We start from the raw sequence: 13,481 nt of genomic DNA, 5'->3' as shown, positions 1-13,481 counted from the left end.
CGGCTCATGGCCGCCAGGCGTACCTCACATCAGGCTCCCGCTCCTCGTTGCCGCTGCCGTCGGTGCGGTTCACCTCGACGAAGCCGTGACGTTCGTAGAAGCGCTGTGCGGGGTGGTTGACCTGGAAGGCCCACAGGGCGAGGCCGGTGGGGCTGAGCTCCTTGGCCAGCGCGACGAAACGGTCCCCGATGCCCCGCCCTCGCCAACCGGGGGCGAGATACAGGGCGTTCACCTCCTCACCGTCGAGGGTCATCATGCCGACCACCGCAGCTGGGCTCTCACCGGTTGTCTCCGCCACCCAGGTCGTGCCCCGTGGCACCACGACATCCCGGATGTGGGCGCGGACCTCGTCGTCGGAGTGGGCCCGCCGCACGGTGGGCAGCGCGGCGCTGTAGGACCGCAGCCAGACGTCCGCCACGGCGGCGGCATCGGGGGCGGCGGCCCGGCGGAGAACGACGGAACTCATGAGCCGGCCCCTTCCGGGACGACGGCCGTCGCCGTGATCTCGACCAGCTGCCCGGTGTACCCGAGGCAGGCCACACCGATGAGCGTGGACGAGTGCGGACCCGTACTGAGCCCCGACGCCTCGACCACGTCCCATACGGCGGACAGCACCGCGGGCTCACTGCTCACGACGTACACGTCGGTCGACACGACGTGCGCCAAGTCGCTGCCGACGGCGAACAGTTGCTCCTTCAGGTTCGCGATCACCTGTTCGGCCTGCCGCACGGGATCCCCTTCCGATACCAGCTTCCCGTCGGCGTCGAGCGGCACGGCTCCCGCGAGAAACGCGAGCTTCGTGCCGGCCTCGACGACGGAGGCGTGGGAGTAGGTGGGCGGAGGGAAGAGGCTGGGGACGGTGACGCGCTGGATCACGGCGGCTCCACGTGCGGGGGGACGGTCAACCTGCCGATCATCCGAACTCTCGGCCGGGCCCGCACCCGAATTTCCGCGCGTCCGCGTCACACGGCCGAAAGACCGCCGTACGGACTCTCCACCCGCCATCCCCTTCCCGCGCCACCCGCTCGAAGACGCCGATCTTGTACGCCAGCCCCTCCGGCTCCCCGATGTCACACGACCAGTGGGCCTTGGCCCATTCCTCCTCCCCGCGCACCAGCGGCCGCCCGCGCACGGCCAGATGCAATGCCAGAGTCGAGCGCGCATACACCCGTACGGCATCACGCTCTTCCCTCATACGCCGGTACCGTTCCGTCTCCCGCAGGCGCAGCCGCCCGCCGTCGCTTCCGGCGACGAGGAGCGGGACCAACTGCCCCTCGGTGTCGGCCACCAGGAACGTCACCTCACCCTCCTCGTTCTCCCGGACCTCGTACCGAGGCAGATATGACAGCCGGGCGAGCCCCAGCGCATGCTTCCACGAGGTGACCCACAGCCCTCGGCCGAGGTAATAGCGGACGGTCGGCTGCCAGGTCCAGTACGTGTCCAGACGGAACCCGTGCAGCCCTTCGGCGCGGCAGGCGTCGTACACCATGTCCAGCGCGGCCGAGGCGAGTCCTTGCCGGCGGGCGACGGGATGGACGTACAGCGACGAGATGCGCACCGCGCCCACGCCCACGGGCCAGGTGTCGACGGCGATGGTCCCCATGGGCCCGCCGCGTCCGCCGCCCGGCGAGCAGATCCAGTATCTCCTGCGGAAGTCGTCGTCGTGCCTGTGCTCACGCCCCTCCGAGCCCAGCCGGAGCCGCCACCGCTTCTCGCTCGAGACGGTGAGCGACTCCGGGTCGACACACACGCCGAGGGCACCTTCGGCGAGTGAGGCGAGGTCCCAGAGCTCGAACCGACGGCCTTCGCCGAAGGTGACAGGACACAACTCGGCGCGGGCCGCGAGGCGTTCGTGCAGGCGGGCGACTTGATCATCCTTCATGGGCCCGGAGCGTAGGGACGTGTCCGACGGCCCGACCTTGCGTCCTCGGAGCTTCACCTGGGAATGTCATCCGGGCGATGGACCGCACTCCCGTTCACGCAGCTGACGTTCGCACTCCTGTGCAAGGTCCGGGTACGCCTTGGAGATGGCCGCGTAGACCCTGCGTCGCAGCAGGTCCTCCGCAGCCGCGCGTCCGATGCGCCCGAACAACTCGTCGAGGATCTCGTCGTAGCGAGTCAGCCGATGGCGCAGGTAGTTGACCTTCCAGCGATCGAGAGCGCCGGGCTCGGCGCTCTCCACCGTGGCCGGATCCGCCACGTGCCCCCATCGCCACAACGCCCGCTCCTCGTCCCGGCGATTGCGGTGCTCGACCGCCAGCGTTGCCAGCGTGTGCGGGGCGAGCCGCGGCACATCGATGGGTTCCGCCGCGATCCGCGCCAACACCTCCCGCCGCCTGCGCAGAGCAGCAGCCCGCGCCGCGGCGGACCGTCGCGCGGCAGCGGCCGAAGCGGCCCGGAACTCCTCACTCCGCTCCGCGGTTTCGACGCGCTCGGTGCGGTAGAGGCGGGTCTGCGGGGCGGAGCGGAAGTGCGGATTGGTGCGCAGTTGATCGGGTTCGCCGAGCAGTTGCCGCACCATGCCGGGAGTCCAGCCGCGAGCCCGTAGCCCCGCGACGGACAGGTGGGTGCGGGGCGGCTGCGGGTCTTGGCCGGCGTGGGCCTCTTGACCGTTGTGATCCTTCTCGTGCGTCGTCATCACTGCTTCCCCCGTCATCGTTACTCTGAGTGACGAGTTCATTGATAACGCGCACCACTGACAATCGCCCCTCGCGGCGACTCCGGAGGTCGGCGCGAGACGTCAGGCCGTCAGGGTCAACCGTCGGCGGTCAGGGCCGTACTCAACTGCCGGAACCGTCAGGCCCCCCGGGGGGAAGCCTGCGCGAGGCACTGACCTCGCTGAGTCGTTGATCCACTTCACCACCACCTGGCTGCCCTACGGGAGCCGTTGCTGCGGATCGTGGAGAGACTGGGCGGTATTTCAGGGGCGGACTTCAAAGCGGCGGCGACGGGGGTGAGGCCCAGGGTTCCGGGGCGGGCGGCGACTGCGTAATCGCGTGGAGCCATGGCACACAGCTACATACGCTGCACACATGCCCTCCCGTGACGACGCCACCTTCCTCAACACCACCGCCGACCGCCTGGCCACTCTCCCCACGGTCCGGGCGGTAACCCTCGGCGGCTCCCGCGCCCAAGGCACGGAACGCCCCGACAGCGACTGGGACCTGGCCATCTACTACCGCGGCCCCTTCGACCCCGCCGACCTGCGTGCGGTTGGCTGGGAGGGCGAGGTCACCGAGATCGGGGCTTGGGGCGGCGGCGTATTCAACGGCGGCGCCTGGCTGACGATCGAGGGCAGGCGCGTGGACGTCCACTATCGGGATCTCGACGTCGTTGAGCACGAGTTGGCGGAGGCAGAGGCGGGGCGCTTCCGTGTCGAACCGCTGATGTTCCACCTGGCGGGCATCCCGACGTACCTGCTCGTCGCCGAACTCGCCGTCAACAAGGTGTTGCGGGGCGAGCTGCCGCGCCCCGCAGCCTATCCGTCGGCGCTGCGCGAGAACGCCCCGGCACGGTGGTACGGCGTGGCCGCTGCCACCCTCGCGTACGCGAAGGCGGGACACGCCCCCAAGGGCGCCCTCACCCAGGTCGCGGGCGCGATCGCCCTGGCCGCGACGCAGACGGCACATGCGGTGCTGGCGGCGCGCGGGGAGTGGGTCACCAACGAGAAGGGCCTCGTCGAGCGGGCCGGGCTGCAGGAAGTCGACGTACTGATGGGAAATCTGACGCGCGATCCGGAGGCGCTCGCCCGGTCGGTCACCGAGGCCGAGATGCTCCTCGGCCGGGCCGTGGAGGTGGCCCGCCGATGACCACTTCCTGGTTGGGCGACCCGGTCGACGCCCGCCCGTTGTTCGGTTCTGAGCTGCAGGCGTTGCTCGACACCCTGCGCGGTCTGCGGCTCGCTGACTGGAGCAGGACGGCACTCCCGCGCTGGACTGTGCAATGACCTCGCCGCCCACATTCTCGGCGACTACTGCGGCCGCCTGGGCCGCACCCCAGGAGGATACGAGCGTGTCTTCAAACCTGGGGAGACGCTGGAGGCATTCATCCACCGCACCCATCAGGAATGGGTCGACCTCCGCGCCGATGACAGCCCTGCCTCGCTCATCGATGCCCTGGACATGGCCGGGTCCCGGCTCGCCGATCGATTCGCCACCGCTGACCTCGAAGCGCCCGCCCTGGGGGTGTCGTGGGCAGGAGTCGACCCGGCGCCAGGATGGCTGGACATCGCCCGGGAGTTCACCGAGTACTGGACCCACCGGCAGCAGATCCGCCATGCCGGGCCGTGACACCGGCCCGGAACCACATGCCCTGTCCACCGTCCTGGACACCTTCATGCGGGCCCTCCCTCACACCCTGCGGCATACGGCAGCACCGGTCGGGGCCCAAATCGAAGTGATCGCCGAGGGGCCGGCCGGTGGCAGGCGGACGGCCACCGCCACCGCCACCGCGGACCGCTGGTCACTGGCCGTACCGCCCAGCGGCAGGCCGACCGCCTCGGTAGTCCTGGATACAGAGACCGCCTGGCGCCTGTGCACGCGCGGCATCGATCCCGACACCGCCCTTGGCCGAGCCCGCGTCCAGGGGGAGCGTCGACTGGCCGAAGCTGCATGTCAGATCGTGTCCATCGTCTACTGATCAGTGCTGGGTGAACTGGACCCGGGTCGGCTGTACGGCGTCCGGGCGTATGGCGACGCCGTTGACGGTCAGTTGTTCTCCGTAGATGTCGGTGAGCCTCAGCGGGCCGCCGCAGCCGGTGCCGTCGGCGGAGAGGAAGTAGTTGTAGTCCGTACGGGAGAGCTGACGCCAGCCGCTGCCGACGCCGACCTCCAGCCGGGCCAGCGGGTTGCGGTGGCCGATCGCCTGGATGCCGCACCAGTGGCGGCTGGACCCGGTCTTGTACCGGATCGAGACCGTGTCGGACGTGCTGGGGCTCAGCAGGCTCCAGGTGATCGGGATCCGGCCGGCGGAAAGACCGGCGAGTTCGGCGAAGGCCTGTTTGCTGAGGTCGAGTTGCCCGGGTGCGCAGGGCAGCGGGCATTCGTTGGTGATCCGGACCGTTACGGAGGCGCCGCCGGCCGCACGGACCAGCACGTACGCCCCGCACGCCTTGGACGACTCGTAGTCCGTGTGGTTCATCGCCGCGACCATGAGGTCGGGGCTCGGGCCGTACAGACAGGCGCCGTCGCCGTCTCCGGCGTCGTAGTGGGTGGCGGCTCCCTGGTAGGTGACGTCGGGCTGAATCCGTCCCGCCAGTGGTGCCGTGCCGGAAGCCGGGCGTGGGGCGGGTTCGGTGCTCCGGCGACGCGCGCCGACGGGTGCTCGTCGGCGTAGGGTTCGGGGACGCCGTGGACGGCTTCGGCTTCGGTTTCGGCTTCGGTTTCGGCGTCGGCGTCGGCTTCGTCGGCGAGGCGCTCACCTGGGTGCCGGCACGGCGTGCCGTGCCTGCACGTTGGCATCCCGTCGGCGAGAGCCACGACCAGCGAGACGACGAGCACGGCGGCTGCCACGGCGACAGCGGAGATGAGGGCGGTGCGTCGACGCTTGCGGAGCGGACGACGGTGGGAAGGGGATGCCACGGATGAGTCCTTACGTGGTTCAGGAGAACACGGCTTCCGACTCATCAGTGGTCACCGGGGCCGGAAAGGTTGCCGGGCTTTCATCGGCGGTGCGATAGGAGAAACTCCGCCCATACGGTCTTGCCAGGTGCCGCCGGGCGGGGTGATGCCCCAGTCGTTCGCGAGGACTGCGATGAGGAGCAGGCCGCGGCCCGGTTCGGCGTCCGTGCCGGGGCGTTCGGTGCGGGGAGTTTCTTGCTGCGGGTGTCGGTGACCTCGACGCGGATGACTCCCTCGGTTTCGCTGAAGGCGAGGCGGAGGTGGAAGTCGCGGCCGGGGACGTGGGGGAGTCGCTGAGCGAGTTCGCCGACTTCGCTGCCCGCCAGGCGTGACCCTTGCAGTGCCCCATGACCGCGCTGTCCGTCACGGGGCACTGTCATGCCGGATTGCGTACATAAAGAACACGGCATCCAGGTCAAGTGTCACCTCGGGGAAATCATTGCGCTCCATTTTCTCCAGATCCCCGAGCTACGGTGGGTCCCACTGGGTCCCACCCATCGCCCGGCCACCGTCCCGAAGGCACCACCCCGCCCTCGCCCCCGACAGGAGCCCCGTGCCCCGTCCCGCCCCCGCGTTCCACCTTCCGCCCTGGCTCGCCCACGCCCTCCGCACCCAGCGGGGTCCCGTGCCCTGGCCCGCGGTCGTGCGCGGCGCCCTGTCCAGCGGGCCGTTGCTGCTTGTTGCCGTGCTTGTCGACCGCGCCTCCCTCGGCGTAGTGGCCGCCATCGCCGCCATGCTTGCGGGCATCAACGACCGCCCCGGCAGCCGGCGGGCCTCCGTCAGGCGGCTCGGGGTGCCTGCGCTCGCGGGAGCCGGTGGGATGCTCGTCGGGACGTATGCGGGGGACCATGCCGGGGCCGTGGCGTTGAGCGTTCTCCTCACCCTTGTCGGGTTGGTCGCCGGCGGTATGAGTGCCGTGGGGCCCGTTGCCTCCGGGGCCGGGACCCAGCTGCTCGTCGCCGCTGCCATCGGGGCGGGGATGCCGTTGCCGGAGGAAGGGTGGCAGCGGGCTCTCGCCTATCTCGCGGGGGCCGGGTGGCTGCTCGGGCTGCGGCTGGTGCTGCCGACGCCCGGGGCGATCGCCGGGGACTTCCGGTTCGACGGGGAGCGGGAGGCCGTGGCCGACGTGTACGACGCCGTCGCCGGGCTTCTCGACGCCGTCGGTACCGCGCACGCCACCGCGCGCCGGGCCGCCCTCACCACCGCCCTCGATCATGCGCAGGACGCCCTTGCCGGGCCCCGGTTGCGGCGGTACGCCAGTTCCGCGGCCGAGCGGCGGCTGCATGCGCAGTACGCCGCTGCCCTTCCCCTCGCCGAGGCCGCCACCGCGCTCGCGTGGGCGGGGGAGGCTGTCTCCGAGCGGGCCTCCGAAGGGCCCCGGCGGCTCGCCGCCGCCGTACGCGGCAACACGCACACCGGGCCGTTGCCCGCGCCCAACCGGAACGCGCCTGCCCTGCGCGCCCTCGACGACGCCCTGCTGCACGCCGCCGAGGCCTTCGACCGGGGCACGGGGGCCGACCTGCACTCCCGGAGGCGTACGGCCGGGGATCTGCTCCGCACCGTTTTCGGGGTCGGTGGGCGGGAGTACGGGCTGCGTGCCGGTCTCTGTTTCGGGGTCGGCGCGGCTGTCGCCCAGGCTCTGCACCACGCCCAGTGGTACGGGCAGCACGAGCACTGGTACTGGCTGCCCGCCACCGTCGTCTTCCTCGTCAAGCCCGATCTCGGGCCGCTCGTTTCGCGGGTGCTGTGCCGGGCCGCCGGGACCGTCCTCGGTGCTCTCGTCTTCGCCGGGTTCGCCGCCGTGCTGCCGCGGCCGGAGGGGCTCATCGCGCTCGTCGCCGTCAGTGGTGCGCTCATTCCCGTGGCCACGCGGCACTTCGCCGCGCAGACCGCCGTCGTGACCGTCCTTGTGCTCGCCCTGGTGATGGTGGGCGGCGAGCCGCAGGCCTCCGTCAGCCGGATCGGGGAGACGCTGCTGGCCTGCGCGATCGTGCTGATCGTGGGACATCTGCCGATGCCGGGGCAGCGGGTGGGGTGTGCGGGCCCGGCTCGCTGCGGCGGGCGGCGCGGCTCAGGCGTACCTCGCCCACGTTCTGCACGAGACCGACCCAGACTCCGACACCCGCGCCGTCCGCTGGACCCTCCGCCGCGAGGCCTACCGGGCCCTCGCCGAGGCCCGTACCGCCATCGCGCTCGCGGCCGCCGAACTCCCCGCGCTCGCCCGGCACTCGGAAGGCGCGGAGGAGATCGTCGCCGTCCTCGAACGGCTCGTCGACACGACCACCGCGTGCGCCGTCCACCTCGACGACTCCGGCCGGCTCACTCCCCGGCACACCGAGCGGCTCACCGAGCTCCTCGACGAACTCGCCGAGCGGCGTGATCGCGTGGGGCTACGACTGCCCGATCTGCCCCTCGCCGTGTAGGGCGTGGTCGGCTCAGGAGGGCTGTTCCCGGCCGGCTCCCCCGGGCCCGGGCCGTCGGTGCGGGCTGTGCGAGGCCAGGGTGACCGGCCGGCGAGACGGGCGCGACGGGATGCGCGGTGGGGCTGACGTCACGGCACGGCACCGTCGTACGTTGGCCCCATGACGCCTTCTCCCGCGGAAGCTGATCTCATCATCACCGGATGCACCGTCCTCGTGCACGACGATCACGAGCGGATCGGGTTCGAGGAGGATGCCGCCATCGTCGTACGGGACCGAGTCGTCGAGGCTGTCATCAGCGCCGCCGATGCCGAGGACCTGGCGGCACGCGAACGCCTCGACGCCCGCGGGCAGGTCGCCATGCCCGGCCTCGTCAACTGCCATACGCACGCCCCGATGGTCGCGCTGCGCGGTGTCGCCGAGGACCTGCCGACCGAGGAGTGGTTCAACGACGTCGTGTGGCCCATCGAGTCCAACCTCACCGAGAAGGATGTGGAGTTGGGTGCTCGGCTCGCCTGCGCCGAGATGATCCGTGGTGGGGTCACCTGTTTCGCCGACCACTACTTCGCCATGGACGCGGTCGCCGCCGTGGTCGAGGAGTGCGGCATGCGGGCTCATCTCGGTGAGGCCTACTTCTCCTCACAAGGCGCTCAAGGGCGGGAGAAGTCCCTGGAGTTCGCGCTGCGGCACCGCGGCGCCGCCGACGGTCGTATCACCACCACCCTCGCCCCGCACGCCCCCTACACCGTCGACGACGCCGACCTCGCCGCCACCGCCGCGCTCGCCCGTGCCCACAGCCTGCCCGTCCACATCCACGCCTCCGAGAACCGCGACCAGGCCGACACCAGCCTCGCCCGCCACGGCCGTACGCCCATCGAGGTCCTCGAAGCCGCCGGGCTCCTCGACACCGACGTGCTCATCGCCCACGGCACCGGCATCCTCGACCGTGACCTGCCCGTCCTTCAGCGAGCCACGGGACGTATCGCCGTCGCTTGCGCACCGCGCGGTTATCTCAAGTTCGCCTGGCCCACCACCACACCGGTACGCGCGCTGTACGACATCGGCATCCCCGTCGGCCTCGCCACGGACGGCGCCGCCTCCAACAACTCCCTCGATGTATGGGAGTCGATGGCGCTCACCGCCCTCATCCAGAAGTCGACCGAGGGTGACCCGCGATGGCTGACCGCCCGTCAAGCCCTGCATCACGCAACCCTCCAGAGCGGGCGGGCCGTCGGGCTGGGCCAGGACATCGGCAGCATCGCACCCGGCCGCCGCGCCGACATTATCCTCGTCGACCTCACCGGCCCGCACACCCAGCCCGTGCACGACCTCGCCGCGACCCTGGTGCACAGCGCCCGCTCCGCCGACGTGCGCACCACGATCGTCGACGGGCGGATCCTCATGCGCGACCGCGAGCTGCTGACGCTGGATGTGCCCGCCGTCGTACGGGAGCTGGGGGAACGTATGCCGGCACTCCTGGACCGGAGCCACGGTGAGCGGATCCAGGAGTACGACACCTGATCCTGACTCGACGAGTACGGGGAGCGAAACGGAGCGTCGCCGAAACCCCGGAGTGGCGAGATGCTTCTCACCATCCAAGTTGAACGCGTGTCAAGTACGTCTCAGTCTCGTCACTTCGCGAGGCCATTCACCTCTGGAAGGCGTTAACTCCAACAAGTACGACGCTTACTGGAGGTGCGAGATGGTGAACGGGCGAAGGGTGCTCGAGCGCTTTCCCGCAGGCGGGCCGCGGGGATCGTGGCCGGCGGAGGAGTTCGCGCAGGCGCGCCGGATGGAGGGCCTGCCCGCCGAGGTCGTCATGGACCTCGCGACGGACACGTTCCTGGTGATCGTTCGGGGTGGCGACGGTACCGAGTGAGCCGGCGGGCCCGCCTTCGGGCGGGCGCCTCAGGGCGCAGCGGAGTGGGGCGCGCCGTGCGTCTCAGGCGCTGACCGGCCGTGACCACGCCGGGGTCGTCCCCATGATCCGGCACAGGGCCAGATAGAGCGGGATCGGCGGGGTGTAGGGGAACGTGCCGTCCGGGCGGTGGATGAGGCGCGGGGTCTCCGGGACGAGCGCGCCGGTGGCGTACCGCGCGGGGGCGGGCCACTCCAGGGCGTAGTCGGAGTCCGACGGGACCAGCCACCACCAGTGCGCCTCATCCGCGTAGATGCATCCCACGCGGGGCAGCCGGGGCAGTACGAGGGGTCCGAAGCGGGCGGGCACCGCCACCGCGTCGCATCCCAGGGGGGCCGTCATACCGTCCGGCACGGACAGCCGCCGGGGCGTGTCCGGGGTGCGCAGCCCGCGACCCAGACGGACCAGGGTGTCCAGACTGAGCACCTGTCCGCCGCCGGAGGCAGCCGTCAGACCCATTCGGCCCCCGTTTCGCGGTGCGTCGCGTCCGGCGCCCCGCGGTGCGCCTCGTCCCCCTCGTCCGAGCCGCCGGACGGGCCCGGCTTGGGGCGGGCGCCCCAGCCGAGATCGTCGCGGGGTGCGTCGGCCTGGCGCGGCAGCTCTGCCCAGACCATCAGCCCGGGGCCGTGCTCCTGGGCGCCCCAGGAGTGCGACAGGGCGTCGACGAGGAGCAGTCCCCTCCCATGCTCCTCCTCGGGCCGGCGCGGGGACGGGTGCGGAGCACCCGGAGCGCACCCTTCGTCACGCACCGCTATGCGCACCACGTCGTCGCGGTCGTGCAACTCGCAGACGACGACCTCGCTCGCGGTGTGCATGATCGCGTTGGTGACCAGCTCCGACACCACCAGGGCGGCCGTGTCGCAGGTGTCCTCGCACACCGACCAGCCGGTCAGCCGGGTACGCGTCAGGCGTCTGGCCTGAGCGGGGGAACCCGGATGTGCGGCCAGTTCGAAGCGGAACCGGCGCTCGGCAGCCGCCCTGAGGGGGCCGGCTCCCGAAGCGGAACCGAGGCCGAAGCGGCCTGCGGCGGCGTCTGTTCCTAAGGGTGCGGACGGAATCACGCTTGCCACTATCGCCCCGGCGTGAACACTTGGCAAGTGTCACTCTGAAAATTGCAGAGTGCCGTGTGACGCGGCGAAGGGTCGTGGCACACTGCTCGCAACAGCATGTGACGCGGCGCCAGTTGGGATCGGCGGAGGTCGGCCTCGGTCTTCGAATAGATCTTCGAATGGCGCCGCTGGGCTGTGCAGGATTCGCGCCAGGGGTGCCGCCAGGGTTGTCAGGGGGCGCCCTGGCGTCGTCAGTTCCCGTGAGTGGAGGTGGAGCGTGAGCGAGCCGCGGTCCGCGCCGACGGTCGGCCAGGTCGTCCTCGGTCGACGCCTGCAGGACCTGCGGGAACGCGCCGGCCTCAAGCGCGAGGAGGCCGCCCGCATTCTCCGCGTCGCCCCTGCCACCGTCCGTCGTATGGAGACGGCCGAGGTCGCCCTCAAGATCCCGTACCTCCAACTGCTCCTCAAGGCCTACGGCATCCCCGACGACGAGTCCGAGGCCTTCGTGCAACTGGCCGAGGAGGCCAACAAACCCGGCTGGTGGCAGCGGTTCCACGACATCCTGCCCGGCTGGTTCTCGATGTACGTCAGCCTGGAGGGCGCCGCCGCCCTCATCCGCAGCTACGACCCCCACTTCGTGCCCGGCCTCCTGCAGACCGAGGACTATGCGCGCGGTGTGCTGAGGTCGGGCGCCGTCGGCCAGACCCGGCCCGAGGACATCGAGCGCCATGTCGACCTGCGCATGCAACGCCAGGAACTGCTCACCCGTCAGAACGCACCCCGGTTGTGGGTCGTGATGGACGAGACCGCGCTGCAGCGCCCGGTCGGCGGTCCGGAGGTGATGCGTGCGCAGATCGACAAACTGCTCGAGGCCACGAAGCTGCCCAACGTGACGTTGCAGGTCGTCCCGTTCGCCACGGGTCCGCACCCCGGCACGTACGGGCCCTTCGTGCTGTTCCGGTTCGCCATGCCCGAACTGCCGGACATGGTCTACAGCGAGTACCTGACCGGCGCCGTCTATCTCGACGCGCGCGCCGAGGTGGCGACACATCTCGAGGTCATGGACCGCATGGCGGCGCAGGCCGCTACGGCACATCGCACGAAGGAGATCCTCAGGGATCTCCGCAAGGAGTTGTGAATGGATCGCAGCACGTCCCAGCCCAGGCCGCGGATCCGCACCGAGCGGATCTACAACGGCATGCCCGCCCGGGAGTTGGGCAGCGAGGGCTGGCACAAGCCGTGGAGCGGCGGCAACGGGGGCAACTGTCTGGAGGCGATGAAGCTGGCCGACGGCCGGATAGCGGTCCGGCAGTCCACCGACCCCGACGGACCGGCGCTGATCTACACCTCCGACGAGATGACCGCGTTCATCAAGGGCGCGAAGGCGGGGGAGGCGGACTTTCTGCTGTCCTGAAGCGATCTGACTGATGAAGAGTACCGATTTGAGCAGTGAATTGATCACCTATCGCATTCGACGCTTACGGAGTGGCTCATGACCGGGCAGGACCCCACCGGCGCCATCCAGATCGACACCAGCAAGCCGCATCCCGCGCGCATGTACGACTGGTACCTCGGCGGCAAGGACAACTACCCGGTCGACGAGGAGATGGGCAAGCAGATGCTGGCCCTCGACCCGCGCGTGCCGGTCATGGCGCGCGTCAACCGTGCCTTCATGCACCGGGCCACCCGCTGGCTGGCCGGGAACGGCGTACGGCAGTTCCTGGACATCGGCACCGGCATCCCGACCGAGCCGAACCTGCACCAGGTCGCCCAGGCCATCGCGCCCGACGCGCGCGTGGTCTACTGCGACAACGACCCGATCGTGCTGGCCCACGCGGCGGCCCTGCTGCGCAGCACGCCCGAGGGCGTGACCGAGTATCTGCAGGCCGATGTGCGGGATCCGGCCGCCATCATCGAGGGGGCCAGGAAGGTCCTGGACCTGGGCCGGCCCGTGGCGCTCTCCCTCGTCGCGCTGCTGCACTTCGTCTCCGACGAGGACGGCGCGCACGAGCTGGTCGCCGGCCTGCTGTCCGAACTGCCCTCCGGCAGCTACCTGATGATGACCCACGCCACCGCCGACTTCACGCCAGAGGAGTCGGCGGCGGCAACCGCGAAACTGAAGGCCGCGGGCGTCACCCTGGCCCTCCGCTCCCGCGCCGAGTTCGCCCGGTTCTTCGACGGACTGGAACTGGTCGAACCGGGGGTCTCCGTGGTCCACGAGTGGCATCCGGAGCTGGGGGAGCCGGTGCCGGGGCAGGACGACGGGGTCATTCCCGGGTACGGGGCGGTGGGGCGCAAGCCGTAGGGCTGCCGACCAGGGCTGGGCTGTGGGGGTGAGGCCGACGGGACTTCGGGCTCGGGGCGCCGGGCGGGCTTTGGGCGTCGTTCACCGCGGCGGCACCCGCACAGCGCGTCCAGCGCCGAGCTGGTGCCGCGGCACCAGGCTCTGTCGTCAAATTCCCGTCGTCCGCCCGCC

General features: G+C 70.8%; 14 protein-coding genes and 2 pseudogenes. 9 read left to right on the top strand and 7 right to left on the bottom strand.

The window, feature by feature from the left end; genetic code table 11:
- Positions 1-4 precede the first annotated feature (4 nt).
- From StrepF001_RS06690 to StrepF001_RS06675, 4 genes are all read right to left on the bottom strand, one after another.
- Positions 5-466, bottom strand: a complete 462-nt coding sequence (locus StrepF001_RS06690; RefSeq protein ID WP_129797323.1) for a GNAT family N-acetyltransferase — start codon at positions 464-466, stop codon at positions 5-7.
- The gene (locus tag StrepF001_RS06685; RefSeq protein ID WP_129797322.1) at positions 463-876 is read right to left on the bottom strand and encodes a RidA family protein; all 414 of its coding nucleotides are present in this window, start codon (positions 874-876) and stop codon (positions 463-465) included. The genes StrepF001_RS06690 and StrepF001_RS06685 overlap by 4 nt, the downstream gene beginning before the upstream one ends.
- A 37-nt stretch (positions 877-913) precedes the next feature.
- Complete coding sequence (locus tag StrepF001_RS06680; RefSeq protein ID WP_129797321.1) at positions 914-1,882, bottom strand: GNAT family N-acetyltransferase; 969 nt, start codon at positions 1,880-1,882, stop codon at positions 914-916.
- A gap of 66 nt (positions 1,883-1,948) precedes the next feature.
- A complete protein-coding gene (locus StrepF001_RS06675) occupies positions 1,949-2,638 on the bottom strand; it encodes a hypothetical protein (protein WP_240797293.1) in 690 nt (229 codons plus the stop codon).
- A 394-nt stretch (positions 2,639-3,032) separates the two neighbouring features.
- On the opposite strand from StrepF001_RS06675, the gene StrepF001_RS06670 reads away from it, so the two are divergent.
- A complete protein-coding gene (locus StrepF001_RS06670) occupies positions 3,033-3,809 on the top strand; it encodes a nucleotidyltransferase domain-containing protein (RefSeq protein ID WP_129797320.1) in 777 nt (258 codons plus the stop codon).
- Positions 3,806-4,638, top strand: a pseudogene (locus StrepF001_RS06665) (maleylpyruvate isomerase family mycothiol-dependent enzyme). The gene StrepF001_RS06670 and the pseudogene StrepF001_RS06665 overlap by 4 nt, the downstream one beginning before the upstream one ends.
- Here the strand turns inward: StrepF001_RS06665 and StrepF001_RS49415 are convergent.
- Positions 4,639-5,175, bottom strand: coding sequence for an expansin EXLX1 family cellulose-binding protein (locus tag StrepF001_RS49415; RefSeq protein ID WP_276322801.1), 537 nt, complete (start codon positions 5,173-5,175; stop codon positions 4,639-4,641).
- A 173-nt stretch (positions 5,176-5,348) separates the two neighbouring features.
- Here StrepF001_RS49415 and StrepF001_RS49410 point away from each other — a divergent pair, with 173 nt between their 5' ends.
- From StrepF001_RS49410 to StrepF001_RS45440, 4 genes and pseudogenes are all read left to right on the top strand, one after another.
- The gene (locus StrepF001_RS49410; protein ID WP_276322798.1) at positions 5,349-5,585 is read left to right on the top strand and encodes a hypothetical protein; all 237 of its coding nucleotides are present in this window, start codon (positions 5,349-5,351) and stop codon (positions 5,583-5,585) included.
- A 586-nt stretch (positions 5,586-6,171) separates the two neighbouring features.
- Positions 6,172-8,041, top strand: a pseudogene (locus StrepF001_RS06650) (FUSC family protein).
- Positions 8,042-8,200: 159 nt separating this feature from the next.
- On the top strand, positions 8,201-9,559 hold the full coding sequence (locus tag StrepF001_RS06645) for an amidohydrolase (protein ID WP_129797319.1): 1,359 nt from the start codon (positions 8,201-8,203) through the stop codon (positions 9,557-9,559).
- 181 nt (positions 9,560-9,740) lie between these two features.
- Positions 9,741-9,917 (top strand): hypothetical protein, encoded by a 177-nt coding sequence (locus StrepF001_RS45440; RefSeq protein WP_165396163.1) that lies wholly within the window; start codon positions 9,741-9,743, stop codon positions 9,915-9,917.
- 63 nt (positions 9,918-9,980) lie between these two features.
- Here StrepF001_RS45440 and StrepF001_RS06640 read toward each other — a convergent pair whose 3' ends face one another.
- Together StrepF001_RS06640 and StrepF001_RS06635 are read right to left on the bottom strand one after the other, a co-directional pair.
- Entirely contained in the window at positions 9,981-10,415 is a 435-nt protein-coding gene (locus StrepF001_RS06640) for a hypothetical protein (protein WP_129797318.1), read from the bottom strand.
- Positions 10,406-11,026 (bottom strand): ATP-binding protein, encoded by a 621-nt coding sequence (locus StrepF001_RS06635; protein WP_129797317.1) that lies wholly within the window; start codon positions 11,024-11,026, stop codon positions 10,406-10,408. The genes StrepF001_RS06640 and StrepF001_RS06635 overlap by 10 nt, the downstream gene beginning before the upstream one ends.
- Before the next feature lie 256 nt (positions 11,027-11,282).
- Between StrepF001_RS06635 and StrepF001_RS06630 the strand changes: the two genes are divergently transcribed.
- From StrepF001_RS06630 to StrepF001_RS06620, 3 genes are all read left to right on the top strand, one after another.
- On the top strand, positions 11,283-12,143 hold the full coding sequence (locus StrepF001_RS06630) for a helix-turn-helix transcriptional regulator (protein ID WP_129797316.1): 861 nt from the start codon (positions 11,283-11,285) through the stop codon (positions 12,141-12,143).
- The gene (locus tag StrepF001_RS06625) at positions 12,144-12,419 is read left to right on the top strand and encodes a DUF397 domain-containing protein (RefSeq protein ID WP_129797315.1); all 276 of its coding nucleotides are present in this window, start codon (positions 12,144-12,146) and stop codon (positions 12,417-12,419) included.
- Between the two features lie 78 nt (positions 12,420-12,497).
- On the top strand, positions 12,498-13,310 hold the full coding sequence (locus StrepF001_RS06620) for an SAM-dependent methyltransferase (protein WP_129797314.1): 813 nt from the start codon (positions 12,498-12,500) through the stop codon (positions 13,308-13,310).
- Positions 13,311-13,481: the final 171 nt, after the last annotated feature.

It is taken from the genome of Streptomyces sp. F001 (assembly GCF_004187715.1).
GTDB lineage: Bacteria > Actinomycetota > Actinomycetes > Streptomycetales > Streptomycetaceae > Streptomyces > Streptomyces flavusporus.
The sequence above is the reverse complement of the archived record's forward strand: the minus strand, read 5'-3'. Positions and strand labels throughout refer to the sequence as shown.

Excerpts from the sequence above, each read along its gene's own strand:
- StrepF001_RS06625 (WP_129797315.1), top strand. The coding sequence starts at position 12,144 with ATGGATCGCAGCACGTCCCAGCCCAGGCCGCGGATCCGCACCGAGCGG.
- StrepF001_RS06670 (WP_129797320.1), top strand. The coding sequence starts at position 3,033 with ATGCCCTCCCGTGACGACGCCACCTTCCTCAACACCACCGCCGACCGC.
- StrepF001_RS06690 (WP_129797323.1), bottom strand. The coding sequence starts at position 466 with ATGAGTTCCGTCGTTCTCCGCCGGGCCGCCGCCCCCGATGCCGCCGCC.
- StrepF001_RS06680 (WP_129797321.1), bottom strand. The coding sequence starts at position 1,882 with ATGAAGGATGATCAAGTCGCCCGCCTGCACGAACGCCTCGCGGCCCGC.
- StrepF001_RS06645 (WP_129797319.1), top strand. The coding sequence starts at position 8,201 with ATGACGCCTTCTCCCGCGGAAGCTGATCTCATCATCACCGGATGCACC.
- StrepF001_RS06640 (WP_129797318.1), bottom strand. The coding sequence starts at position 10,415 with ATGGGTCTGACGGCTGCCTCCGGCGGCGGACAGGTGCTCAGTCTGGAC.
- StrepF001_RS06620 (WP_129797314.1), top strand. The coding sequence starts at position 12,498 with ATGACCGGGCAGGACCCCACCGGCGCCATCCAGATCGACACCAGCAAG.
- StrepF001_RS45440 (WP_165396163.1), top strand. The coding sequence starts at position 9,741 with ATGGTGAACGGGCGAAGGGTGCTCGAGCGCTTTCCCGCAGGCGGGCCG.
- StrepF001_RS06675 (WP_240797293.1), bottom strand. The coding sequence starts at position 2,638 with ATGACGACGCACGAGAAGGATCACAACGGTCAAGAGGCCCACGCCGGC.